Source organism: Nonomuraea sp. NPDC005692, assembly GCF_040631115.1.
In the GTDB taxonomy this organism is placed as follows: domain Bacteria; phylum Actinomycetota; class Actinomycetes; order Streptosporangiales; family Streptosporangiaceae; genus Nonomuraea.
This window is the reverse complement of sequence record NZ_JBEXYU010000018.1, coordinates 160,785-183,034: the sequence shown is the minus strand read 5'-3', so window position 1 is coordinate 183,034 and position 22,250 is coordinate 160,785. Positions and strand designations below refer to the sequence as shown.

Genomic DNA, 22,250 nt, shown 5'->3' with positions numbered 1-22,250 from the left:
GACCGCGCCGCACCGGGCGCGCCACGTAGGGAAGTGGATCGCACCATGGCCGTCACGGTCACCACAGACGCCGGCCCGGCGACGCCCGCCGGCAGGCGACCTCGCCGGGGAGTCCGGCGGGGCGAGGTCCGCGGGATGCCGTACCTGCTCATCCTGCCCGGATTCATCTTCTACGCGCTGTTCGTCCTCGTGCCCATCGCCGACACGGTCCGCCTGTCGTTCCTCGAATGGGACGGGCTCTCCCCGCAGACGTGGGTCGGGTTCGACAACTACCTCCAGGTGCTGACCGATCCGAACACCTGGACCTCGTTGCGGGTCTCGCTCGTCTTCGTCGTCTTCGGCTGCGTGCTGCCGGTGACGCTCGCCCTGCTGCTCGTCGGCATCATCGCGCGGACCAGGATCCGGGGGCTGAGCTTCTTCCGGTTCGTGTTCTTCCTGCCGTACACGATCGCCCTGGCGGTGGTCGCGATCGCCTGGCGCTGGCTCTACTCGCTGGACGGCTCGCTCAACGCGATCATCGAGGCCGTCTTCGGCCCCGACCTGGTGCGGCCGTTCCTCGGCGACGCCGGCCTGGCGCTGCCCGCCCTGGGCGTCGTCGCGTTGTGGGCGACGTTCGGCTTCGTCGTGGTCATGCTGCTGTCCGGCACGCAGCACATCCCGAAGGAGCTGTACGAGGCCGCGCGCATCGACGGCGCGGGGCCGGTGCGCGAGTTCTTCACCGTGACCCTGCCCGGGATCCGCCACGAGCTGCGCGTGTCGCTGGTGATGACCCTCACCCTGTCGCTGCGCATCTTCGACCTGCCCCTGATGGCGACGCAGGGCGGCCCCGGCTACGCCACCACCACGCCGTCGCTGATGATGTACCGCGACGTCTTCGTCAACGGGCAGATCGGTCCGGGAGCGGCCATCGCCGTGCTCCTCACCCTGGTCATCTTCATCGGCGTCGGCCTGGTCAACCGGCTCGTCAGATCGGAATAACACGATGGTCTCCCGCCGCAGCAACACCATGTCCTACGTGGTCCTGCTCCTGTTCGCGGCCTTCGCGATCTACCCCTTCATCTCCACGACGCTCGTCGCCTTCAACCCGCCGGACGCGTCCGTGAGCGGGCTGGCCTGGCCGAGCCGGTGGTCTCTGGACAGCTTCGTCAGCGCCTGGGACAACCCGGACGCCGGCATCGGGCGCTCGCTGCTCAACAGCGTCCTGCTGTCCGGGGTGGTGGTGAGCGTGTCGGTCTTCTTCTCGATCCTGACCGGCTACGCGTTCGGGACGATGCGGTTCCGCGGCTCGTCGCTGCTGTTCCCGCTGTTCGTCCTCGGGCTGATCGTGCCGTACGAGGCGACCGTCATCCCGCTCTACTACCAGTTCAGGGCCTTCGACCTCATCGACACCTACTGGTCGATGATGCTGCCGTGCATCGGCGGCTCGATGGCCTTCGGCACGTACTGGATGACGTCGTTCTTCAAGTCCTTCCCCCGCGAGCTGCTGGAGGCGGCGCGGACGGACGGGTCGAACCGGTGGCAGACGCTGTGGCGGGTGGTCGTGCCCACGGCCAGCTCGCCGATCTTCGCCCTGGCCACCATCCTGTTCATCTGGACCTGGAACAACCTGCTGCTCGCGGTCGTGATGATCTCCCAGCCGGAGCTGCGCATGGTGCCCGCCGCGCTCAACTTCTTCGTCGGCCTGCAGTACGGCAGCAACTACCAGATCACCTGCGCCGCCGCGATCATGGTCGCGCTGCCGGTGATGATCGTCTACTACCTCCTCCAGCGCCGGTACGGCGCCGACGTGCTCGCCGGCTCCCTCAAGGGCTGAGCCCGCGGCGCCGGCCGCCACCAACCATTCATTCGTTACATCCTGTACAGGAGAATCACATGTCAGTGTCGAAGCCGGGTGTCGGCATCGCGGGTCTCGGGCTGATCTCGAAGACGCACGCGGCGGCCTACCAGCGCATGTCCGACGTGGTCGACCTGGTGGCCGGCTGCGACGTCGACCCCAGGGCGGCGTCGGCCTTCACCGCCGAGACCGGCGCCAAGACCTACACCGACCTCCAGGACCTGATCGACGACCCGCGGGTCGACGTGGTGGACCTGATCCTCCCCCACCACCTGCACCACGACGCCGCGATGGCGGTGCTGGACGCCGGCAAGCACCTGATCCTGGAGAAGCCCGTCGCGCCGACGTACGAGCAGTCGGTGGCCATCCAGCGCCGGGCGGCCGAGGCCGGCGTGCACTTCATGGTCGCGGAGAACAGCCGGTACATCGCGGCCTACCAGGCCGTGCACCGGCTCCTGAGCGAGGGCGCCATCGGCGAGGTCATCCACGCCAGGACGTACCTGCGCTCCAACGAGAAGGCCCACCTGTCGATGCCCGGCTACTGGCGGACCCAGTACAAGCTGGGCGGCGGCCTGGTCATGGACACCGGCGCCCACTCGTTCTACCTGCTCAAGTGGCTGCTCGGCGAGTTCGAGGAGCTGACCGGCGTCTCCAGGAAGGTGTTCCCGCTCGACAACGAGATCGAGGACACCGCCGAGGTGTACGGCCGCATGCGCAGCGGCGCCCACTTCTCGTGCGGCTTCACCTCCGTGTCGGAGGTCCCCCACAGCGAGCGCCTGGAGCTCTACGGCACCGAAGGGGGCATCCTGGTGGACCAGATGTCCGACCCGGTGGTCAAGATCTTCCGCGGCCAGCACGACTACCAGGGCGAGGCGGTCACCGGCGTGCCCTTCGGCCCCGACGCCTGGCACCCCGGCGGCTGGCACTACGAGTCGGTGATCACCGAGGTCACCGACTACGTGCGCGCCCTGGTGGAGGGACGCCCGCCGCTGATCGACTCCGGCGACACCGTGTACGCCATGCGCGTCGTCGAGGCCGCCTACGAATCCATCCAGTCCGGGAAGACCGTCACCGTCCCGGCCGGCGCGCAGCTCTGATCCGCCCCGACAGCAGAATCTGGACCTCCCCATGAGACTCATGCGCATCGGCGCCGCCGGCGCCGAACGTCCGGTCGTCGCGATCGACGACGAGACCTACATCGACGTGTCCGACGTGGTCGCCGACTTCGACGGATCCTTCTTCGCCGCCGGCCTGGACACGCTCGCCGCGACCGTCGCCGACCGGGTGGCCGCCGGCGCGGCCCGCCGCTTCGCCGGTGAACGCGTCGGCGCGCCGATCGCCCGTCCGCACCAGATCCTGTGCGTCGGCCTCAACTACGCCGACCACGCCGCCGAGTCGGGCCAGGAACCGCCGGCCGAGCCGATCGTGTTCACCAAGGCCCCGAACACGCTGGTCGGACCCGACGACGACGTGCACATCCCGCGCGGCTCCTCGGCCACCGACTGGGAGGTGGAGCTCGGCGTCGTGATCGGCACCCGGGCCCACTACCTGCAGAGCGACGACGAGGCACGCGCCGCGATCGCCGGATACGTGCTGGTCAACGACGTCAGCGAGCGCGACTTCCAGCTGCGCCACGGCGGGCAGTGGGTCAAGGGCAAGTCGGCCCCGACGTTCAACCCGTGCGGTCCCTGGCTGGTCACGCCGGACGAGCTGGGCGAGGTGACCGACCTGGGCATGTGGCTCGACGTCAACGGGCAGCGCCGCCAGACCGGCTCGACGGCCCAGATGTTGTTCGACCCCGTCTTCGTCGTGCGCTACCTGAGCCGGTTCATGGCGCTCGAACCCGGCGACCTGATCAACACCGGCACCCCCGCGGGCGTCGGCATGGGCTTCGACCCGCCGGTCTACCTGCGGCCGGGCGACCGGATGGAGCTCGGCATCGACGGCCTGGGCCGCCAGAGGCAGTCGGTCGTGGCCGCCCCCTGACCGACCGGCGCGGCCCGCCCCGCACCGTGCGGGGCGGGGCGGGGCGGGGCGGGGCGGCGACTCAGGAACGCCAGCCGGGCAACCGGTCGGTCTCGCAACCCGCGTCCTCGATCGCCGCCACGATGAAACTCTCCTCGACCGGCCCCTCGGTGAGCACGCTCACCCGGCCGGCTGCCAGGTTCACGTCCACGCCCACCACCCCCGGGATCAGGGCCAGCTCCCGCTTCACCGCCTCCACACACGTGGCGCAGCTCCCGGTGTTCAGGTCGGGGATGCCATAGGTGACGAGGCTGTGAACAAGGGTGATCATAAAGTCCTCCGAAGTGCCGTACAGGGGTTGGGTATGGGGTCCGTTTCACCACGCCGTACCCTTTTCTGAGCTTGCCGCATGACGAGCGGCGATGACAGGGATGACGACTTCCCCTTCCCGCCATGGCGGGAAGCGGACAGGAGAGGTACGTGAGCGACGAGGCCACCGCCAGGCGGGTGTACACACGCATGCGCCGGCACCGGGAGTCGTTCGGCGCGGCCGCCGCCGGGCTGGGGCTGCGCGGCGCCGAGGTCGAGCGGGCACGCGACCGGCTGACCAGGCTCGGCCTGCTCAACCCCGGCGCCGAGATCGCCGTCGACGCGATGGCGGCGCTGAGCCGCATGCTGCTCGGCGGCGAGGAGCTGCTCGGGATGCTCGCCGAGCAGCGGGCGGCCTCCAGGGAGCTCACCGAGCACTACCTGCGGCTGGACGGCGACCCCCAGGACGCCCACGTCGAGTTCTTCCCCCGCGCCAACGTGGAGGCCCTGCGCGTGAAGCTGCGGGCGGCGACGGACCGGGCCCGCGAGGAGGTCATGGGCATGCACATGCCGCACGCCTGGGAGCCGGAACGGCTGCGGGACTCCCGCGCCGAGGACGTGCGCGCGGTGGCCCGCGGCGTGCGGGTGCGCATCATGCACGCCCAGAGCCAGCTGGCCCAGCCGGCGATGCGCGAGCACGTCCAGGGCATGCTGGAGGGCGGGGTCGAGGTGCGCACCATGCCGTTCGTCCCGGTACGGCTGATCATGCTGGACCGCGAGCTGGCCGTGGTCGAGGTGATGCCCGGCGACCTCATGGCGGGTGCGATGCTCATCGAGGGCCGCGGACTGGTCGCCTCCTACGCCGCCCTGTTCGACTACTGCTGGATGACCGCCTCCGAACCCGGCGACGTCCCCAGGGCGGCCGACGGCGAAGAGCTCAACGAGCAGCAGCGCGCGGTGCTGCGCCTGCTGGCCACGGGAGCCAAGGACGACGCCATCGCCCGCGCCCTGGGCGTCTCGAACCGCACGGTGACCAGGGTCGTGGCCGAGCTGACCGCCCATCTCGGCGCCGACAGCCGCTTCCAGGCAGGCGTCCGCGCCGCCAAGCTCGGCTGGATCTGAGCCGGGAAGGCCGCCGACGCCGTCGGCAGCGTGCGCGCCTGAGCGCCCGGGGCCGGCACGCGGGTGACATTGGTCAATGTGATCACGCTGATCCCATTGATCACTTGGCCACCGGCGTGCCGGAGCACGGCCTATACACTGCCGCTGTTCCTGGTTTTCGTGGCGCCCGGCCGGTGCGGCCGTGCGACACCGTTCTCCTGGGGGGCGCACCTGCGCCGCCTGCGTGTACACCCGATTCACGGATGGCATGGGGCAGGTGGGATGACGACGGTCGGAAAACCGGATCGGGTCGTGCCCGAGCAGGGGCGGCCGTGGCCGCGCGGCGCGGCGCGGCACTACCGTCGTGATCCACTGGGGTTCGTGGAGCGGGCGGCGCGCGAGCGCGGGCCGGTGTTCCGCCTGCCCGACGACGGGTCGCTGTGCGTGGCCGACCCCGAGCAGGCGTTGCGGATCCTGCACGACGAAGCGGGCGCCTACGACGACGTGTCCGGTTTCTTCCACGTCGGCGGCGGGCTGCTCGGGCCGCGGGCGACGCAGGTGGCGATCGGCCGGGCGGCCCGTACGACGCTGCGCGCCCACGTGGCCGCCCGTCGCGAGCGGCTGCCCGCCGTCGTGGCGGAGCTGGGCGAGGTCAGCGAGTGGCCGTCGGCCGGGCGGGCCGCCGTGCACCGGTTCCTGGCCGACGCCCTGCTGCGGCCCGACAGCCCGCCCGCACTGCGGGAGCTGATGGCGTACGTCGTGCGGCGCGAGGTGCTGATCCGTCCCGCCGGCCGGCTCGCCCGGTTGTCGCGGAGCGCGCTGTGGACCCGCGTGGTACGGACGATCGCCGCCGAGGCGCGCGCCCGGCGGGACGCGCCGGCGGACGAGGCGCGGCCCGGCGACCTGCTGGACGCCGTGCTGGGCGCGACCCCGCCCGAGACGCCCGCCGAGCACGTGGCGCAGGTGTACCTGCTGCTCTTCCGCACCTCGGTCGCGCCGGTGGGCCATGCGGTGGCCTGGGCGCTGCTGTCGGCGGCGGCCGACGGCGTCGACCTGGCCGCCGTGCCGCCCGAGTCGGCCGTACGCGAGTCGCTGCGGCTGTGGCCGGTGGCCTGGCTGCTCGGCCGCCCGGTACGCCAGGCCCACCAGGTCGGCGGCGTGCCGCTGGAGCCGGGCGACAGTGTGTCCGTCTGCCCCTACCTGCTCCACCGCGACGAGCGGCACTGGCCGCGGGCCACCACGTTCCGGCCCGATCGCTGGGACGGCCCCGAGCCGCGCGGCCCCTACCTGCCCTTCGGTGGCGGCCCGTTCACCTGCGCGGGAGCGGGCGTCGCCCAGGCGCTGGCCGGCGACCTGCTCGCCGCCCTGACCGACGCCGCCCGCCTGGAGGTGCGCGGCGGCACCGGGCGGCCCCACGTCGAGGGCATCATCACGCCGCCGCCCTTCCAGCTGCGCCGTACGGCGCGCCAGACCTGACCACCAGCGGTTCGTCGAGGAAGGAGGTGATCCCTTATGAGGAAGCTGCTGCGCCGCGTCACCGGCCGCCGGGTCAACCGGCAGGCCTGGTACATCTGGTAATCGAGTTCGAGCGGCCGCGCCGGGCCGAGGGTCCGGCGCGGTCACCAGAGCCCGCCGGCCGTTCAGGAGGCACGCATGTCGCATGTCGAGGAGACCCTGGCGGCCTACGAAGGCGTCGCCGCCCGCTACGACGAGCTGAACGCGCAGATGGACACCGAGGCGCTGGTGGACCGCTTCGCCGAGGCGGTGGAGCGGCACGGCGACGGGGGGCGGCGGCTGCTGGACGCCGGTTGCGGCACCGGCCGCAGCAGCGCGGCCTTCAAGAAACTCGGCTTCGACGTGACCGGCTACGACCTGTCCCCGGCGATGGTGGCGACCGCGCGGCGGCGACCGGGCGCCGCCGACATCCCGTTCCTGGTCGGCTCACTCCTGCGGCCGCCGCCGGAGCTGTCCGGCTTCGACGTGGTCGCCTGCGTGGACGTGCCCCTGACGTACCTGACGAGCGCCGGCCAGCTGCGGCAGGCGCTGGCGGCGGCGCGCGACCGGCTGGCCGCGGGCGGGCTGGTGGTCTTCGACCTGAACACCATCGGCTACTACCGGCGCACGTTCGGCGTCCCGGTGGTCGCCGACCGCGGTGACCGGTACGTGGCCTGGTTCGCACACTCGCCGCGGATCGAGGCCGACGAGGTGGTGATCACCCAGTTCGACCTGTTCGAACGGGCCGGCGCGGGCTGGGAGCGGCTGTCGATGCGGCACGTGCAGCGTCACCACTCCGACCGTACGGTGCGCCGGGCCGCCGAGCTGGCCGGGCTGCGCGTGGTGGCCGCCCACGGGGTGGTGGGCACCTCGGTGCGCGACCCGGCCGATGAGGAGGCCCACGACCGGATCCTGTACGTCGCCCGTCCCGCCTGAGGTTCGCTATATTCAGAATATGGTGAATCTACCGTCCGTCCTTTCCCTGCGGGGTTGCGACCTGCGTTACGCCGACAGCGGGGGCGGCGGCGTGCCGGTGGTGTTCTCGCACGGCGCCGGGGCCGATCACGTGATGTTCGACGCCCAGGCCCGGCACCTGCGGGCCCGGGGGTACCGCGTCGTCACCTGGGACCTGCGCGGCCACGGCCTCTCCCGCCCGGCCGGCGTGCGCTTCACCGCCGAGCAGGCGATCGCCGACCTGTGCGCGCTGGTCGAGCACCTGGCGCTGGACCGGCCGGTGCTCGTGGGGCAGTCCCTCGGCGGCAACCTCAGCCAGGCCGTCGTACGGCGGCATCCCGGCCTCGCCCGCGCCCTGGTCGTCATCGACGCCACGCCGAACACGGCGCCGTTGTCCTGGCGGGACCGCCTGCTGCTGCGAGCGGCCGCGCCGATGCTGTCGATGATCCCCGCCGGCAGGCTTCCGCGGCTGATGGCCGACGCCTCCGCGACCACCCCGGCTGCCAGGGACGACGCCCGGCGGGCCTTCGGCCGGCTGCCGAAGAAGGAGTTCGTGCAGGTGTGGCGGGCCACCGTCGACTTCCTCTCCCCCGACCCCGGCTACCGCACGCCGGTGCCCCTGTGCCTGATCCGCGGCGAGCGGGACACCACCGGCAACATCGCCTCGGCCATGCCCGCCTGGGCCCGCACAGAAGGCGTCGAGGAGGTCGTCGTCCCGGGGGCGGGTCACATCGCCAACCAGGACGATCCGCAGGCGGTCAACGAGGCGATCGACGCGTTCCTGTGCACGCTCCCGGCGCCGGGGCAGGCACGGCGATGAGCGCGCGGCACACGTTCGTCACCTCGGTGGGCGACCTGCTGGCCTCGTGGAACCTGCCGCACGCGACCGGTCGCGTCTACGGGCTGCTGCTCCTCACCGAGGAGCCGATCTCGCTCGACACCATCGCCGCCGAACTGGAGCTGAGCAAGGGGGCGGTGAGCACCGCGGTACGGCAGCTCGACTCCTGGGGGCTGGCCAGGGTGATCCCGCAGCCCGGCAGCCGGCGGCTCCTGGTGGAGGCCACCGGGGGGATCGAGTCGCTGCTGGAGGCCAGCCAGGCGCGGGCCAGGACCCTGATCGCCGCCCTGCGCGAGGGCGAGGCCCTGGTGCACCCCGGGCCCGCGCAGGAGCGACTGCAGGACGTGATCGGGTTGTTCGCCGGTTATGTCGACGTCGGCGGCCAGATGCTGGCCAGACACCGGGAACGACGCCCCGGCCCCGACACCCCGCGCTCCTCCTCCGGCGGGTAGCGTCCGCCCCGTGCAGTCGATCAAGGGGCCCGGGGTCAGTGGTGACGACCCGGCCGCCGGTGTCATACCGTCACATCATGGACGAGCACCGCCAGAGCATCCCCGACGTTCTCCGCCCCGTACGGGAGGCCGCCGCGGCCCTGGGCGAAGACCTCACCGACCTGGGCGACGCGCTGCGGGCGTTGCGGCGGGTCGAGGTGGAGGTGGAACTGGCGACCGATCTGCTGATGCGGCAGTCCAACGCGAAGGCGAACCAGGCCCGGCTAGAGACGTCCTGACCGTCCCGGCAGCGGCCATCGACGCGCCCCTTGCCGCGCCTCCTGCCGGAACACCGGCGACGGCGCCGCCGCCTTCGCCCTTCGGCCGGCCAGGTGGTCCCGCAGCGCGCCCCGGCCCGCCCGACATCGAGCCCAGCCGACCAGCCGACGCCGGCGGATCCAATTACCGGCACCTTCAGCCACATATGCCGCATACCCCTACAATCTGGAGTCCTTACTACTAAGGAGCATCGTTGGAGCGCAGCGGTAACCGCCATCCAGCTCCTGGGCCCGTGCCCAGGTACGCGCACTCCGGCCCACCGGGCGCCCAGCGAACTCCGCACCGTCGAGCGAGCGACACCGGCAGCGAAGAGGGCATCTACCATCAGGGTTAGTAGTGGGGCATGCCACGTCCCCGCGCCGAGTGCCTGCCCGCCCGCGACCCCGGCCTCGTCGAAGACGGAGAGAAGGGAGCGGCCGCGTGCCGTACGAGGATGACGACCAGGTCAGCAGGGCGATCTACGCGCGCATGCTGGAGCGTGCCGAGTCGCTCACCGACGCGGCGGCGGCGATGGGCGTCACCACAGCGCAGATCGCCCGCGCCCGGGAGCATCTCACCCGGCTGCGCCTGCTCGACCCGGAGGCCAAGGCTCCGGTGGACGCCGCGGCGACGCTCAGGCTGAGCCTCGAGGAGAGCCACCGCCTCCTGGACCGCCTGGTGGAGCAGCACGTCAGGGCCGCCGCGGTTGCCCGGAGCTACCTGAACCTGCCCGCCCGCGCCGAGCGCGACATGGACGTCGAGTTCTTCGCACGGGACGAGATGGCGACCCGGCTGGCCCGGCGCATCACGGAACTGAGCGAACAGGCCGGGCACGAGATCCTCAGCATGCATCCGGTCACCGACTGGACGCCCGCGTCTCTGACCGAGGGCCTGGAGAGATCCGAGCGCGCGCTCGCCAGAGGGGTACGGGTGCGCGCCCTGCACGCGCAGAGCTCCTTCTCCCAGCCGGTGATGCGCGGGTTCGTGGATCGGTGGACGCGGCAGGGCCGCGAGGTGCGGGCCGCGCCCGTCGTGCCGACCCGGATGCTCATCTACGACCGGCACACCGCCGTCGTCCAGGCCGACCCCGCCGACCTGGACGACGGCGCGCTGGTGATCCGCGGCGGCGGCGTGGTTAGGTCCCTGGCATCGCTGTACGACAACTGCTGGATGACGGCGTCGGAGCCCAAGGACGTCCCGGGCTCCTCGGACGCCGGGGCGCTCACCGAGCAGCAGCGCGCCGTCCTGCGCCTGCTGGCCGTCGGCGCCAAGGACTCGGCGATCGCCCGCACTCTGGGCGTCTCCACCCGGACGGTCACGCGGGTGGTGGGTGAGGTGAGCGCGCTGCTCGGCGCCACCAGCCGTTTTCAGGCAGGTGTCCGCGCGACCCGGCTGGGCTGGCTCGACTAGCACAGCCAGGTCAGCCGGCCGATGACAGCGGTATCGACGGCGGGCGGGAGTGTAGGGCCGGGCGGTGATGAGGCCCGCCGATCGATCCGCGCCGGTTCACCCCACCTGGTCCCACACAATGGCCTCGATGCGCTCGATGTGCTCCTCGCCCCACTCCCCGAGCGGCGCCATCGCGGTGTTCAGCGAATGGCCGAACTCGGTGAGCGAGTACTCCACCTTCGGCGGGACCTGGTGATAGACCTCACGATGCAGCAGCCCGGCGGTCGCCATCTCCCGCAACTGCAGGATCAGCACCCGCTCGCTGATGCCGGGCACCGCGCGCCGCAACTCCCCGAAGCGCAGGGGGCCGTCGTGGAGCGCGAACAGGATCAGCCCCTTCCACTTGCCTCCCATGACGGCGATGGCAGCGTCGAGACCGCAGGTGAACGTGCGTTTCTTCGTCTCCTTCACCGGCCCATACTCACACTTATGTCAGTACCCGGCAAAAATGTAGGTACTTGTGAGAACGCAAGTGCTCCAGCCAGCATGAACCAGGCCCGCACCGGACCACAACGGTCTCCAGGACAGCGCGCCTTCTCCCTATCTCTGTGGCTGGAGCATGCACATGACTGCCGAGAACATGACCCCCGTGACCGTCATCGGACTGGGCTCGATGGGCACGGCACTGGCCGAGGCCTTCGTCAAGGCCGGACACCCGACCACCGTCTGGAACAGGACCGCCGCCAAGGCCGCGCCCCTCATCGCCATGGGAGCCAGGCATGCGGAGGCCATCGAGGACGCGGTGACGGCAAGTCCCCTGGTCATCACCTGCCTGACCACCTTCGAGGACACCCGGCTGGCACTGCGGCCCGCCGGCGCGTCGCTGCATGGACGGGCCCTGGTCACCCTCAACAGCGGCTCCCCGGCCGGCGCCCGCGAGACGGCCGCCTGGGCCACCGGCTACGGCGCCCGGTTCCTGGCCGGCGCGGTCAAGAACGTGCCCTCGGCCGTGGGAGCCCCGGACACCCTGCTGTACTACAGCGGCGACAAGGCGATCTTCGAGGAGTTCCGGACGACCCTGAAGGTGCTGGGCGGCGACACCGTCCTCCTCGGCGACGAGGTCGACCTGGCTGCCCTGTACGAGATGGCGGTGGGCGCCATGCTGCTGCCGGCTCTCGCCGGTTTCTTCCAGGGGGCCGCCGCGGTCCAGGCGCGCGGGCTGGAAGTGAACACGATCGTGCGCTTCGCCGGCAAGTGGTTGGATATGATCAAGTCCCTGCTGCCGATCTACGCCAGGGAGATCGACAGCGGCGACTACACCGACGCCGCCTCCTCCGTGAACCTCTTCCTCGCGGGAGCGGCCCACGACGAGGACCTGGCCGAGGAGACGAACGTCGACACGGCCTGGCTCGCCCCGCTGCATGCCCTGGTGAGGCAGGCGGCCGAGGCGGGTTACGGTGATCAGAGCATCTCCGCCCTCACCGAGGTGCTCAGAAAGCCGGCGCGACAGCCGTGAGCGGGCTCAACTCATCGGTAGGAGTCGACAAGCCGTGCGAGATGTCTGCCGGCGATCTCCAGCGGCGCCTCGCTCTGGGACACCTGCGCCGACAGCTCCGCGCCTTCCAGCATGTTGATCACGCTGTGGGCGAGGTCGTGCGCCACGTCGTCGGCGAGGCCGGAGCGGCTGAGCTTGTCGCGGACCAGCGTGCGCCAGTTCTCGTAGGCGTCCTCCGCGGCCTGCTGGATCTCGGGCTCCCGGCCCGCGCTCTCCAGCGCCGTGGTGGTGACGGGGCAACCGTCCAGCCAGCCGGACTCCCGTAGCCCCTTGGCCAGCTCGCGGGTGCAGGCGACGATCGCCGCGGCCGGATCATCTTCCCGGTCGAACGCCGCGCGCAGGAATTCCGCGAACTCTCTGTCCCCATGGCGGACCGCCTCGACCGCCAGTTCCCGCTTGCCCCCCGGGAAGAAGTGGTAGACCGACCCCAGCGTGACCTGGGCCTCCTGGGAGATCTGCTTGAGGCCCGTCGCCTGGTACCCCTGCCGCTGCATCAGTCGAGAGGTCGTCCGGACGATTCGCTCCCAGTCGACGGCTTGGTCTCGCGCAATCAATCAATTGAATGAGCCGTCCCCCTTCAGCTGCTTGGCGGCGTACGCCTGCCGCCACTCCTCGGCCGCCTGCAGCATGGCCTGGCCGACGTGGTCGAAGAAGTCGCCGATGTCCTGCAGCCGCATCCCGGCGGGCGAGGTGGCTCCGAGCGTCGCCGCTCCGTGGCGGGCGACGTCGGCCAGCACCGTGTTCTGGCGGGCGCTGGCCGTCCAGCCGCGGAACCAGGCGTCGGCGTCGATGACGTAGCGGTCGCGCCGCCGGCGCGGGTCGCGTTCGCGCCGGATCAGCTCCTGCCGTTCGAGCTCGCCGATCGCCTTGGAGACCGAGGCGGGGCTGACCTGCAGCCTGCGGGTGAGCTCGGCCGCGGTGGCACTGCCGCTGTCGGTGAGGTAGAGGCTGGCCAGGACGCGGGCGGTCATCCGCGACAACCCGGTGTCGATCATGACCGCGGTGAACTCCTCCTCCAGACCGGTGACCGCCTTGCGGTCACGTGACCCAGGGTCCGCCGGACGCCTGCGGGCGCGGTCGCGGGTGGCCTGGTGCGCCTGGTCGGCCTGGTAGCCGTCGGGGCCGCCGTTGCGGGCCACCTCTCGCGTGACGGTGGACAGCGGCCGGTTCAGGCGGGCGGCGATCTCGGTCTGGGTCAGCCCTTCGGCCAGCCCCTCGGCGATCTGCCGGCGGTCCTGCTGGGTCAGCCTGCCTCCGGGCATCGGCGGCACCTTCCTGGTCGTACGCACACGGACGGGTGCAGTCTTGCATTCGCCTCCATCTCATTGCAACTTCGGCGACTTGCATTCATCGGCATCCCATTGCAAGTAGCGCTAAATACCTGATGAACAGGCAGTTTTCGATTGACACTTTTGCAAATGCAAGTTAGCTTTTCCGTTGTCGCGAACATCAAGTATCGCGACGGCCCACCCCTCGGAAGGAACCGACATGACCGCGTCCCAGTCCGCGAAAGCGGCGCTGCTCACCGCCGCCACCCTGGCCGCCACGGCCCTGCCCGCCACCGCCTCCCCCGCTCCCGGGCATCCCGCGGTGCAGGAGGTGCTCGACCGGACGGTGGCCGCCAAGCTCGCGCCCGGCATGGTCGCCGACGTCCGCGACGGCCGCCGCTCCTGGTTCGGCTCGGCGGGCGTGTCCGACACCGGGACCGGGCGCGAGCGCCGGCAGAACGAGCGGTTCCGCATCGGCAGCGCCTCCAAGGCGTTCACCGCCACCGTGGTGCTCAAGCTCGCGGCCGAAGGGAAGCTGAGCCTCGACGACACCCTCGACAGGCACCTGCCCGGCCTGTTCGACGGCAGCGCCTACGAACCCGGCAAGATCACCATCAGGCAGCTGCTCAACCAGACCAGCGGCATCTTCGCCTACACCGACGACGAGAAGTTCTTCAACACGGGCGGCGGCGCGGAGTGGTTCAAGCACCGCTTCGACACCTACACCCCCCAGCAGCTGGTGAAGATCGCCCTGGCCCACCCGCCCACCGGCGAGCCGGGCGGGCGCTTCAAGTACTCCAACACCAACTACATCCTGGCCGCGATGATCGTCGAGAAGGCGACGGGCCGGACGTTCGACCAGGAACTCAACCGGACCGTCATCCGCCCCCTGCGGCTGAACGGCACCTCCCTACCCGGCGCCGACCCCGGGATCCGGGGCCCGCACCCCGTGCACTACTCCATCCTGTTCTCCCGCGACCCCCAGCCCACCGTCCACGACGCCACCCGGATGAACCAGTCCTTCGCCTGGGCCGCCGGTGGCCTCATCTCCACCACCACCGACCTCAACCGGTTCTTCGCCGCCCTGTTCGGCGGGCGCGTCCTGCCGGGCGCGCAGTTGCGCGAGATGCTCACGACCGTCTCCACCGAGGGAGCGGGCTGGATCCCCGGCACCCGGTACGGCCTGGGCATTTTCGAACAGAAGCTGCCCTGCGGCACCAGCGTGTGGGGCAACGCCGGCGCCACGTACGGATCATGGAGCTACAGCATGGGCACCCGCGACGGCAAGCACCGCCTGACCACCCAGGTCAACGGCGACTGGGCGCCCCTGAGCGTCTTCAACGACGCCCTGGCCGCGGAGTTCTGCTCCTCCTCCGCCGCTTATGGATCTTGAGACATTCGAACATATGGTAAAAAAAGGGAGTTAGATCATGACCGAAATGCCAGCAGATTGAAGGATGCCTGTGCTCAGGAAGACCCTCACGGCCGCCGCGTTCACCCTCGTCGCCGCCACCTCCCTCATGGCGATCCCGACGGCCGCGAACGCGGACGTCTACTGCGGCTCCGGATACAAGGTCGTTCACCAGAGTGAGATGCACAACTACACCAAGGTCTGGGGGACGGTGTACCTGACCTACAACAGCAGCACCGGCAAGAACTGCGTGACGGTCGTCAAGAGCAACTACGTCGGCACCAGCACCTGGACCAACGTCACGCTCACCGTCCAGGGCGGTAGCAGCTACGGCGTGAGCGAGACCGTCAAGTACTACGGCGGCCCGGTCTACGCCGGCGCCAAGGGCGCCTGCGTGAAGTACTCGGCAGTCATCGAGGCGCCCAGCGGCGCCCGCGCCATCGGCGGACGCTCCACGTGGGGCAACTGCGGCTGACCCGAACGGAACCGATCCGTTCACGCGGAGCACGGCCGCCCGGAGCCCGGACACCGGACGGCCGTGCCGCCACAACACCAGGACCGGGAACCCCCGCAGCCGCCGCCACCAGGACCCGGAACCCCCGCTGCCACCACGACGCAAGCGCCGGGAACCCCCGGCAAGACACAACGGCCCCGCCCCACAAGGCCATTCAGCTCCCCTCGCAGCGCCCCGCGCACCCACGGCGACACCTCTCGAGCCCGCGCCACCCGCGGCCCACCCGCCCCGACATCGGGGCCACCGCGCCGCGACACCTGGCCCTTCAAGCCGGCTCCAGCCCGCCCGCATCGCCGCCCCGACCAGCGGCCCCTCACCCCCAGGCGCGTCCCTCCCCCTCCGCGACCACCGCGAGATCACACACCCAAGCCGAATGCCAGCGTTTGCCTTTATAGCGCGTGTGCAACTATTGTCGAAGCTTGCAAGAAGCAGTAGCAATAGTAAGAAGGGTCGCGCGATGCCTCTCGCACTCCTCGCCCTGGCCATCGGGGCCTTCGGGATCGGCACCACCGAGTTCGTGATCATGGGCCTGCTGCCCGAGATCGCCGGCGACTACGGTGTCTCCATCCCCACCGCCGGCCTGCTGGTCACCGGCTACGCGATCGGCGTGGTCATCGGCGCACCGCTGATGACGGTGCTCGGCACCAGGATCAGCCGCAAGACGATGCTGCTCGTGCTGATGGGCCTGTTCGTGGTCGGCAACCTGCTGTCCGCGCTGGCGCCCGGCTTCGGCGTGATGCTCGGCGGCCGGATCGTGGCCTCGATGGCCCACGGCGCATTCTTCGGCATCGGCTCGGTGGCCGCCGCCGACCTGGTCGCCCCGCACAAGAAGGCCGGCGCCATCGCCACCATGTTCACCGGCCTGACCGTCGCGAACGTCGTGGGCGTGCCGCTGGGCACCTTCATCGGGCAGGCGGTGGGCTGGCGCACCACCTTCGCGATCGTCGCCGTGCTGGGCCTGGTCGGCCTGCTCGGCATCGCCGTGCTCGTGCCCGCCATGCCCCGGCCGGAAGGCACCCGCCTGCGCCCGGAGCTGACGGCGTTCCGCAACCCGCAGGTGCTGCTGGCGATGGCGATGACCGTGCTCGGCTTCGGCGGCGTCTTCGCCGCGATCACCTACGTCGCGCCGATGATGACGCAGGTGGCCGGCTACTCCGCCGACGCGGTCACCTGGCTGCTCGTGCTGTTCGGCGCCGGCATGTTCCTCGGCAACCTGCTCGGCGGTCGCTTCGCCGACCGCGCCCTGATGCCCCTGCTCTACACCACCCTCGGCGGCCTCGCGGTCGTGCTGGCGCTGTTCACCCTGACCGCGCACGACAAGGTCGCCGCCGCGGCGAGCATCTTCCTGGTCGGGGCGCTGGGCTTCGCCACCGTGCCGCCGCTGCAGAAGCGCGTCCTCGACCAGGCGCACGGCGCGCCGACGCTGGCCTCCGCGGTCAACATCGGCGCGTTCAACCTCGGCAACGCGCTCGCTGCCTGGCTGGGCGGCCTCGTCATCGCCGCGGGCCTGGGCTACACCGCTCCCAACTGGGTCGGCGCCATCCTCGCCGCCGCGGCCCTCGCGCTCGCCTTCTGGTCCGCCGCCCTGGAGCGCCGCGCGCCCGCGCGTGAACCGGCCGGCGCCGCCGTCCCGGTTCCCGCGCTCGTCCACGACTGACCGTCCTGGCTTCGCATCCGTCTCACCGTAGGAGAGTCATCATGAACGCCACCACCCTCACCCCGCTGACCACCGCCGACGCCGAGGCCCTGGTCTCGGCCGCCCGCACCGCCGCCGAGACGGCCGGGGTCGCGGTCAGCGTCACCGTCCTCGACGCCGGCGGTCACCTGCTGGCCTTCCGCCGCGACGACCGCGCCGTGCTGATCTCCGGCGAGACCAGCACCCGCAAGGCCTACACCGCCCTCCAGCTGAACGCCCCGACCGCCGCACTGGACGAACTCCCCCGCTGACCCGCGGTTCGCGGGCGAGGTCATCGCGCGCCCTGCACGCTCCCTGCCGCGACGGCCATCTCCGTCAGGACGTCGTCGATCGGGGTCGCCGCGACGCCGAGGATCTCGACCGTCGAGGACGCGTCGAGCACGTTGGGCCGGTCGTACAGGTACAACATCTCGGGGAACTCGGCCATGATCGAGTCGGTGCGCCCGATCTCCTCCAGCTCGCCCAGGGACATGCGCGCCAGCCGCGGCTCGGGCGCCTGAGCGGCTTCGGCCAGGCGCCGGGCGAGCCCGCGCACCGGAAGTTCGCTGGTGGAGGGCACGTGCCAGGCCCGTCCCCAGGACGCCTCGTGCCCCGCGGCGGCGACGAGCGTGCGGGCCGTGTCGCCGGTGTAGGACCAGCTGTGGGGCGCGTCCAGGTCACCGGGATAGGAGACGGGCGCGCCGGCCAGCACCTGCGCCCCGACCATGAGCGTGAACGGCGAGTACGCGCCGGCGCCGAGGAAGTCGGCGGCCCTGACCTCGGTCACCCGGACCCGGCCCGCCTCGTGAGCGGCGAGGGCGTCCTGCCACATCCGCGCCCGGACCTGGCCCTTCCGGCTGGTCGGCGCCATCGGCGCCCCGTCGGCGACGGGGCCCTCGACCGGCCCGTACCCGTAGGTGTTGCCGAGCATGACGTAGTCGGCCCCGCTGCGCCCGGCGGCGGCCAGCAACGCGGCGGCCAGCGGCGGCCACTCGGCCGGCCAGCGATCGTAGGGCGGCATCGCGCAGTTGAACAGGACGGCCGCCCCTTCGGCCAGCTCCGCCAGCCGGGCGGCGTCGCCGGCGTCGGCGGACACGCGTTCGATCCGGGGATGGACCGGGCCACTGCCGCTCCGGGTGACCAATCGGACCTGCTGCCCGGACTCGGCCAGCAGCCGCGCGGCGGCCGATCCGGTGGCTCCGGCACCGACGACGACATGAAAAGACACGATCTTCTCCAGACACAGGGGACAGTGACACCGGTTGTCCACCCTGTACCGCCGGCGATCAGTACGATAGTGGCCCGAATGCCAAGTATCCGGAGGTTCGGGCCATGTACCGTGTGGCCGTCATCGCCGTCCCGCCGGCCACGACGTTCGACCTGTCCATCCCGGAGCTGGTGCTCGGCGAGATGACCGTGGACGGCCGACCCGGGTACGACGTCCGGATCTGCACCGCCGAACCCGGTCCCGTCGTCACCAGCGGCAGCCTCCACGTCACCGTCACGCACGGGCTGGAGATCGTCGAGGATGCCGACACCGTCATCGTCACCGGGACGGGCGCCCGCGACGACGTCGACCCCCGGGTCCTGCGGGCCCTGCGCCGGGCGGCGGAGGCCAGCCGGCGCGTCGCCTCGATCTGCACCGGCGCCTTCGTCCTGGCGCGGGCGGGGTTGCTGGAGGGCCGCCGCGCCACCACGTACTGGGCCAGGTCGGAGGAGTTCCGCCGCCGCTTCCCGACCGTCGACCTGCGCCCTGACGTGCTCTACGTCGAGGACGGCAACATCTGGACCTCCGCCGGCCTGTCCGCCGGCATCGACCTGTGCCTGCACATGGTGCGCGGCGACTACGGCGCCGCCGCGGCCAACGCCGTGGCCCGGCTGGTCGTGGCCGCGCCGGTGCGTCCCGGCGGGCAGGCCCAGTTCATCGCCTCCCCGCTGCCGCCCGAGACCGGCCTCTCGCTCGCCGCCACCCGGGCATGGGCGCTGGAGCGGCTGCACGAGCCCCTCACCCGCGCCGACCTCGCCGCCCACGCCCGCACCAGCGTGCGCACGCTGACCCGCCGCTTCCACGCCGAGACCGGCCACAGCCCGCTGCAGTGGCTGCTCCACCAGCGGGTGGAGCAGGCCAGGGAACTGCTGGAGAGCACGGACCTGCCCATGGGCCAGGTGGCCCAGCTCAGCGGCCTGGTCACCACGGACTCGCTGCGCCAGCACATCTCCCACCGCACCGGCCTGTCGCCCACCGCCTACCGTGCGGCCTTCACTCGCGGAGCCGCGTCCGGCGCGCCCGGCGTATTGCACCAATCGATGCAAAACCGGTAGCGTGCTCGCATGGCGAGGCCGAGATCGTTCGACGAGGACCGTGCCCTGGACACCGCGATGCGCACGTTCTGGGCGAACGGCTACGAGTCCACCTCCACCAGAGACCTGTGCGAGGTGCTCGGCCTCGACCGCAGCAGCGTGTACAACGCCTTCACCAACAAGCGCGAGCTGTTCAAGCGCGCACTGACCCGCTACATGGACGCCACCACCGCCGACCAGCTGCGCATCCTCGACGATCACGAGCTGCCGGCGATCGAGCGCATCCGCGCGCTGTTCGCCAGGATCCTGCGGACCGAGGCGGAGAACCGGCGCGACGGCCACGGCCTCGGCTGCCTGACCGTCAACACCACGATGGAGCTCGCCGGCCGCGACCCGGAGATCGCCCTGATGCTCGCCCGCGACGCCGAGCGCCGGGCCGCCGGGTTGAGCGCGGTCATCAGGAGCGGGCAGCGCGACGGCGACATCGGCTCCACCCGCGACCCCGCCGAGCTCGCCCGGTTCGTCAACGCCGTGATCGCCGGGATCCGGGTGGCCGCCCAGGGCGGCGCCGACGACGCCACCATCGAGGCCATCGCCGCCACGGCCATGGACGCCCTGGCCTGACCGCTGTTTTTTCGTTCCCGAGTTCTACACCGATCGATGCAAAAAGGAGCTCCCATGCCCAGAGCCGTCTATGTCCTGGCCATCGGCATCTTCGCCATGGTGACCAGCGAGTTCGCCGTCGGTGGCCTGATGCCCCAGATGGCGGGCGGGCTCGGCGTGACCATCTCCCAGATCGGCTACCTGATCACCGCCTTCGCGGTGGCCATGTCGGCGGGCGGCCCGCTGATGACCGTCGCCCTGGTACGGATCCGCCCCAAACCCGCACTCATGCTGCTGTTCGCCGTCTTCCTGGCAGGCAACGTGCTCGCCGCCGTCGCGCCCTCCTACGCGGTCATGATGGTCGCGCGCGTCATCACCGGCGTCGCCTCCCAGGCGTTCTTCGGCGTCGCCATCTCGGTGGCCGTCCAGCTGAGCCGCCCGGAGGTGCGCGGCCGCGCCCTCGCCGTCGTCCTGAACGGCCTGATGCTCGGCACCCTGCTCGGGCTGCCGCTGTCCACCCTGATCGGCGGGCAGTTCGGCTGGCGCGCCGCCTTCTGGGCCGTCGGCGCCCTGACCGTGCTCGCCGCGCTCGCCACGACAGCGGGCGTTCCCGGCCTCGGACGCGCCGGCGGCGACGGCGGCTTCAGGCAGGAGACGGCGGTCTTCAGGAACGGCCGGCTGTGGCTGGCGCTGTCGACCAGCACCCTCATCATCGGCGCGACGTTCGCCGCCTTCAGCTACCTCAGCCCGATCCTCACCCAGGTCACCGGGTTCACCTCCGGAGCCGTCCCGCTCCTGCTCGTCGCGTACGGCGCGGCCACCGTGGTCGGCAACCACGTCGTCGGACGCCTGGCCGACCGGCACACCATCCGCGTCCTGCTGTCCGGGCTGATCCTCAACACGGTCTTCCTGGCCGGGTTCGCGCTGTTCGCCCACCTCAGCGTCCCGGCGGTGATCGCGATGCTGGGCGTCGGGCTGGTCGGCGTGACCATGAACCCGGCGATGGCCGTACGCGTCCAGCGCGTCGGCAACCCGGGGCCGCTGGTCAACACCGTCCACGCCTCCTTCATCACCCTCGGGGTGATCATCGGCTCGTCGGCCGGCGGGCTGGTCATCGACGGCTTCGGGCTGCGTGCTCCCCTCTGGCTGGGCGCCGGGCTGGCCGTGCTCGGCGTGGTGTCCCTGCTGCCCGAGCTCGGCCGCCGTACCGCGGCACGGGCGTCGGCGCCGGGCCGCGTCGCCCCCTGCCCGGCCTCGCCCGCGGGGCAGGAGCGTCCCTAGGAGAACCAGCTGCCGCCGAGCTCCTGGACGGCCTTGCTGCCCTTGGGCACCAGCACCGCCTCGCTCAGCACGTTGTTGACGCTCTTGGCGTCGTTGAGCAGGGCGAACAGGAAGAACATGCCGCCACTCGCCGTACGGAAGCCGAACACCGAGCCGCGGCCGGCGAACCCGACGTACATCCCCTTGTTGACCGCGGGGAACGCCTTGCGGCTGTAGCTGTCCTTGGCCAGGCGGTAGCCGGAGTCGCCCTCCTTCTTCCTGTCCCCGTTCCAGAAGTTGCGGTACTCCTCGGCCACGGCGGCCGCCATCGCGTCGTCCATGTCCGTGATGTAGCCGTCGGCGTCGAGCAGCGGCTTGGGCATCGTCTGGCCCCAGTGCATCGGGGTCACGACGGCCAGCCGGAAGGACTGCCCGGCAGAGCGCAGGAACGCGAGCAGGTGCGGGCGGCTGTGGCCCTTGGTGTCCCGGTAGGTCGCCTTCGCGATGAACCAGTCCCCGGCCGGCGGCTGCCGCTCCGGCCTGGGCACATAGATCGTCGGGGTGCCGGTCGGGTTGATCGGTTTGTGCCCCGGCTTCCATCCGAAGCCCTCCCGGCTGCGTTCCAGGACGCCCTCGTACAGGGCCCCTTCGACGAACAGCGCGTCGAGCCGGGCGTTCGACCGCCACCACTTGCGCTTCTTGAGCGCCGCGTTGTACTGGGCCACCCACGTGCGCATGGCCGTCCGGGCCCGGGGGACGGTCAGGGCCTCCGCGGTCGCCGAGGGAGCGGGGGTGGCGCTCGCGGACGGCGTGGCGTCCGGCGGCGGAGACTGAGCCGGAGACAGGGACGGCGAGGTGACGGGCGAGGCGGCCCGGCTCGGCGTCGGCGGGTCGGCGGGGCGATAGGGCAGTCCCGGGATCGCGCCGCAACCGGCCAGGCTCAGCACGAGAGCCACGATCAGCGGTATCGCGCGCACCGACAATCCCCCCAAGAAAGCGCAAAGACCTGACAAACAAGAACATATCGGAT

25 protein-coding genes are annotated in these 22,250 nt (G+C 71.4%); 19 read left to right on the top strand and 6 right to left on the bottom strand.

The genetic code is table 11. The annotated features are described in order from the left end of the window. Positions 1–45: 45 nt before the first annotated feature. Genes ABZ459_RS31585 through ABZ459_RS31570 form a run of 4 tightly spaced genes read left to right on the top strand, consistent with a single transcriptional unit; the run spans position 46 to position 3,820 of the window. Positions 46–978, top strand: a complete 933-nt coding sequence (locus tag ABZ459_RS31585; protein WP_357978081.1) for a sugar ABC transporter permease — start codon at positions 46–48, stop codon at positions 976–978. Between the two features lie 4 nt (positions 979–982). Next, on the top strand, positions 983–1,813 hold the full coding sequence (locus tag ABZ459_RS31580) for a carbohydrate ABC transporter permease (protein WP_357978078.1): 831 nt from the start codon (positions 983–985) through the stop codon (positions 1,811–1,813). Positions 1,814–1,872: 59 nt separating this feature from the next. Next, positions 1,873–2,931, top strand: a complete 1,059-nt coding sequence (locus ABZ459_RS31575; protein ID WP_357978076.1) for a Gfo/Idh/MocA family oxidoreductase — start codon at positions 1,873–1,875, stop codon at positions 2,929–2,931. 31 nt (positions 2,932–2,962) lie between these two features. Then, positions 2,963–3,820, top strand: a complete 858-nt coding sequence (locus tag ABZ459_RS31570; protein WP_357978073.1) for a fumarylacetoacetate hydrolase family protein — start codon at positions 2,963–2,965, stop codon at positions 3,818–3,820. A 61-nt stretch (positions 3,821–3,881) separates the two neighbouring features. On the opposite strand, the gene ABZ459_RS31565 is transcribed toward ABZ459_RS31570, so the two are convergent. Then, on the bottom strand, positions 3,882–4,130 hold the full coding sequence (locus tag ABZ459_RS31565) for a heavy metal-associated domain-containing protein (RefSeq protein ID WP_352360044.1): 249 nt from the start codon (positions 4,128–4,130) through the stop codon (positions 3,882–3,884). A gap of 149 nt (positions 4,131–4,279) precedes the next feature. On the opposite strand from ABZ459_RS31565, the gene ABZ459_RS31560 reads away from it, so the two are divergent. The 7 genes from ABZ459_RS31560 (at position 4,280) to ABZ459_RS31530 (ending at position 10,654) form a co-directional block, all read left to right on the top strand. Beyond that, entirely contained in the window at positions 4,280–5,230 is a 951-nt protein-coding gene (locus tag ABZ459_RS31560; protein ID WP_357978070.1) for a LuxR C-terminal-related transcriptional regulator, read from the top strand. Positions 5,231–5,491: 261 nt separating this feature from the next. Further along, the gene (locus ABZ459_RS31555) at positions 5,492–6,685 is read left to right on the top strand and encodes a cytochrome P450 (protein ID WP_357978067.1); all 1,194 of its coding nucleotides are present in this window, start codon (positions 5,492–5,494) and stop codon (positions 6,683–6,685) included. A gap of 177 nt (positions 6,686–6,862) precedes the next feature. Then, a complete protein-coding gene (locus ABZ459_RS31550; protein WP_357978064.1) occupies positions 6,863–7,639 on the top strand; it encodes a methyltransferase domain-containing protein in 777 nt (258 codons plus the stop codon). A gap of 19 nt (positions 7,640–7,658) precedes the next feature. Then, complete coding sequence (locus tag ABZ459_RS31545; RefSeq protein WP_357978061.1) at positions 7,659–8,477, top strand: alpha/beta hydrolase; 819 nt, start codon at positions 7,659–7,661, stop codon at positions 8,475–8,477. Beyond that, positions 8,474–8,947, top strand: coding sequence for an HTH domain-containing protein (locus ABZ459_RS31540; RefSeq protein ID WP_357978058.1), 474 nt, complete (start codon positions 8,474–8,476; stop codon positions 8,945–8,947). Before ABZ459_RS31545 ends, ABZ459_RS31540 begins: the two co-directional genes overlap by 4 nt. Positions 8,948–9,024: 77 nt before the next feature. Further along, the gene (locus ABZ459_RS31535; RefSeq protein ID WP_357978056.1) at positions 9,025–9,225 is read left to right on the top strand and encodes a hypothetical protein; all 201 of its coding nucleotides are present in this window, start codon (positions 9,025–9,027) and stop codon (positions 9,223–9,225) included. A 460-nt stretch (positions 9,226–9,685) separates the two neighbouring features. Beyond that, positions 9,686–10,654 carry a helix-turn-helix transcriptional regulator gene (locus ABZ459_RS31530; protein ID WP_357978053.1) on the top strand — a complete coding sequence of 323 codons (969 nt, stop codon included), beginning with the start codon at positions 9,686–9,688 and terminating at the stop codon, positions 10,652–10,654. A gap of 96 nt (positions 10,655–10,750) precedes the next feature. Here the strand turns inward: ABZ459_RS31530 and ABZ459_RS31525 are convergent, their stop codons facing one another. Beyond that, on the bottom strand, positions 10,751–11,104 hold the full coding sequence (locus ABZ459_RS31525) for a helix-turn-helix domain-containing protein (protein WP_357978050.1): 354 nt from the start codon (positions 11,102–11,104) through the stop codon (positions 10,751–10,753). Positions 11,105–11,258: 154 nt separating this feature from the next. Between ABZ459_RS31525 and ABZ459_RS31520 the strand changes: the two genes are divergently transcribed. Then, the gene (locus ABZ459_RS31520) at positions 11,259–12,149 is read left to right on the top strand and encodes an NAD(P)-binding domain-containing protein (protein WP_357978047.1); all 891 of its coding nucleotides are present in this window, start codon (positions 11,259–11,261) and stop codon (positions 12,147–12,149) included. 11 nt (positions 12,150–12,160) lie between these two features. Here ABZ459_RS31520 and ABZ459_RS31515 read toward each other — a convergent pair whose 3' ends face one another. Together ABZ459_RS31515 and ABZ459_RS31510 are read right to left on the bottom strand one after the other, a co-directional pair. Further along, positions 12,161–12,742, bottom strand: coding sequence for a TetR/AcrR family transcriptional regulator (locus tag ABZ459_RS31515; protein ID WP_357978044.1), 582 nt, complete (start codon positions 12,740–12,742; stop codon positions 12,161–12,163). After that, entirely contained in the window at positions 12,743–13,450 is a 708-nt protein-coding gene (locus ABZ459_RS31510; RefSeq protein WP_357978041.1) for a MarR family transcriptional regulator, read from the bottom strand. Between the two features lie 226 nt (positions 13,451–13,676). On the opposite strand from ABZ459_RS31510, the gene ABZ459_RS31505 reads away from it, so the two are divergent. The 4 genes from ABZ459_RS31505 to ABZ459_RS31490 all read left to right on the top strand — a co-directional run bounded on the left by ABZ459_RS31505 (position 13,677) and on the right by ABZ459_RS31490 (position 17,328). Next, positions 13,677–14,849, top strand: a complete 1,173-nt coding sequence (locus tag ABZ459_RS31505) for a serine hydrolase domain-containing protein (RefSeq protein WP_357978038.1) — start codon at positions 13,677–13,679, stop codon at positions 14,847–14,849. Positions 14,850–14,919: 70 nt separating this feature from the next. Beyond that, positions 14,920–15,342, top strand: coding sequence for a spore-associated protein A (locus tag ABZ459_RS31500; RefSeq protein ID WP_357978035.1), 423 nt, complete (start codon positions 14,920–14,922; stop codon positions 15,340–15,342). 496 nt (positions 15,343–15,838) lie between these two features. Continuing rightward, positions 15,839–17,038, top strand: coding sequence for an MFS transporter (locus ABZ459_RS31495; protein ID WP_357978033.1), 1,200 nt, complete (start codon positions 15,839–15,841; stop codon positions 17,036–17,038). Between the two features lie 41 nt (positions 17,039–17,079). Beyond that, positions 17,080–17,328 (top strand): heme-binding protein, encoded by a 249-nt coding sequence (locus ABZ459_RS31490; protein WP_357978030.1) that lies wholly within the window; start codon positions 17,080–17,082, stop codon positions 17,326–17,328. A 20-nt stretch (positions 17,329–17,348) separates the two neighbouring features. Here ABZ459_RS31490 and ABZ459_RS31485 read toward each other — a convergent pair whose 3' ends face one another. After that, positions 17,349–18,284: an NAD-dependent epimerase/dehydratase family protein gene (locus ABZ459_RS31485; protein ID WP_357978027.1), complete on the bottom strand. Its 936-nt coding sequence runs from the start codon at positions 18,282–18,284 to the stop codon at positions 17,349–17,351. 104 nt (positions 18,285–18,388) lie between these two features. Here ABZ459_RS31485 and ABZ459_RS31480 point away from each other — a divergent pair, with 104 nt between their 5' ends. The 3 genes from ABZ459_RS31480 to ABZ459_RS31470 are packed head-to-tail and all read left to right on the top strand — an operon-like array spanning position 18,389 to position 21,241. Beyond that, complete coding sequence (locus tag ABZ459_RS31480; RefSeq protein ID WP_357978024.1) at positions 18,389–19,378, top strand: DJ-1/PfpI family protein; 990 nt, start codon at positions 18,389–18,391, stop codon at positions 19,376–19,378. Positions 19,379–19,387: 9 nt separating this feature from the next. Beyond that, positions 19,388–19,981, top strand: coding sequence for a helix-turn-helix domain-containing protein (locus ABZ459_RS31475; RefSeq protein WP_357978021.1), 594 nt, complete (start codon positions 19,388–19,390; stop codon positions 19,979–19,981). Positions 19,982–20,035: 54 nt separating this feature from the next. Beyond that, entirely contained in the window at positions 20,036–21,241 is a 1,206-nt protein-coding gene (locus ABZ459_RS31470) for an MFS transporter (RefSeq protein ID WP_357978018.1), read from the top strand. On the opposite strand, the gene ABZ459_RS31465 is transcribed toward ABZ459_RS31470, so the two are convergent. Further along, positions 21,238–22,197, bottom strand: coding sequence for a hypothetical protein (locus tag ABZ459_RS31465; protein WP_357978015.1), 960 nt, complete (start codon positions 22,195–22,197; stop codon positions 21,238–21,240). The two genes, ABZ459_RS31470 and ABZ459_RS31465, sit on opposite strands and share 4 nt — an antisense overlap. Positions 22,198–22,250 lie beyond the last annotated feature (53 nt).

Coding starts and splice junctions, on each gene's coding strand:
- ABZ459_RS31585 (WP_357978081.1), top strand. CDS start 46: ATGGCCGTCACGGTCACCACAGACGCCGGCCCGGCGACGCCCGCCGGC.
- ABZ459_RS31580 (WP_357978078.1), top strand. CDS start 983: ATGGTCTCCCGCCGCAGCAACACCATGTCCTACGTGGTCCTGCTCCTG.
- ABZ459_RS31575 (WP_357978076.1), top strand. CDS start 1,873: ATGTCAGTGTCGAAGCCGGGTGTCGGCATCGCGGGTCTCGGGCTGATC.
- ABZ459_RS31570 (WP_357978073.1), top strand. CDS start 2,963: ATGAGACTCATGCGCATCGGCGCCGCCGGCGCCGAACGTCCGGTCGTC.
- ABZ459_RS31565 (WP_352360044.1), bottom strand. CDS start 4,130: ATGATCACCCTTGTTCACAGCCTCGTCACCTATGGCATCCCCGACCTG.
- ABZ459_RS31555 (WP_357978067.1), top strand. CDS start 5,492: ATGACGACGGTCGGAAAACCGGATCGGGTCGTGCCCGAGCAGGGGCGG.
- ABZ459_RS31550 (WP_357978064.1), top strand. CDS start 6,863: ATGTCGCATGTCGAGGAGACCCTGGCGGCCTACGAAGGCGTCGCCGCC.
- ABZ459_RS31545 (WP_357978061.1), top strand. CDS start 7,659: ATGGTGAATCTACCGTCCGTCCTTTCCCTGCGGGGTTGCGACCTGCGT.
- ABZ459_RS31540 (WP_357978058.1), top strand. CDS start 8,474: ATGAGCGCGCGGCACACGTTCGTCACCTCGGTGGGCGACCTGCTGGCC.
- ABZ459_RS31535 (WP_357978056.1), top strand. CDS start 9,025: ATGGACGAGCACCGCCAGAGCATCCCCGACGTTCTCCGCCCCGTACGG.
- ABZ459_RS31520 (WP_357978047.1), top strand. CDS start 11,259: ATGACTGCCGAGAACATGACCCCCGTGACCGTCATCGGACTGGGCTCG.
- ABZ459_RS31510 (WP_357978041.1), bottom strand. CDS start 13,450: ATGCCCGGAGGCAGGCTGACCCAGCAGGACCGCCGGCAGATCGCCGAG.
- ABZ459_RS31505 (WP_357978038.1), top strand. CDS start 13,677: ATGACCGCGTCCCAGTCCGCGAAAGCGGCGCTGCTCACCGCCGCCACC.
- ABZ459_RS31495 (WP_357978033.1), top strand. CDS start 15,839: ATGCCTCTCGCACTCCTCGCCCTGGCCATCGGGGCCTTCGGGATCGGC.
- ABZ459_RS31490 (WP_357978030.1), top strand. CDS start 17,080: ATGAACGCCACCACCCTCACCCCGCTGACCACCGCCGACGCCGAGGCC.
- ABZ459_RS31480 (WP_357978024.1), top strand. CDS start 18,389: ATGTACCGTGTGGCCGTCATCGCCGTCCCGCCGGCCACGACGTTCGAC.
- ABZ459_RS31475 (WP_357978021.1), top strand. CDS start 19,388: ATGGCGAGGCCGAGATCGTTCGACGAGGACCGTGCCCTGGACACCGCG.
- ABZ459_RS31470 (WP_357978018.1), top strand. CDS start 20,036: ATGCCCAGAGCCGTCTATGTCCTGGCCATCGGCATCTTCGCCATGGTG.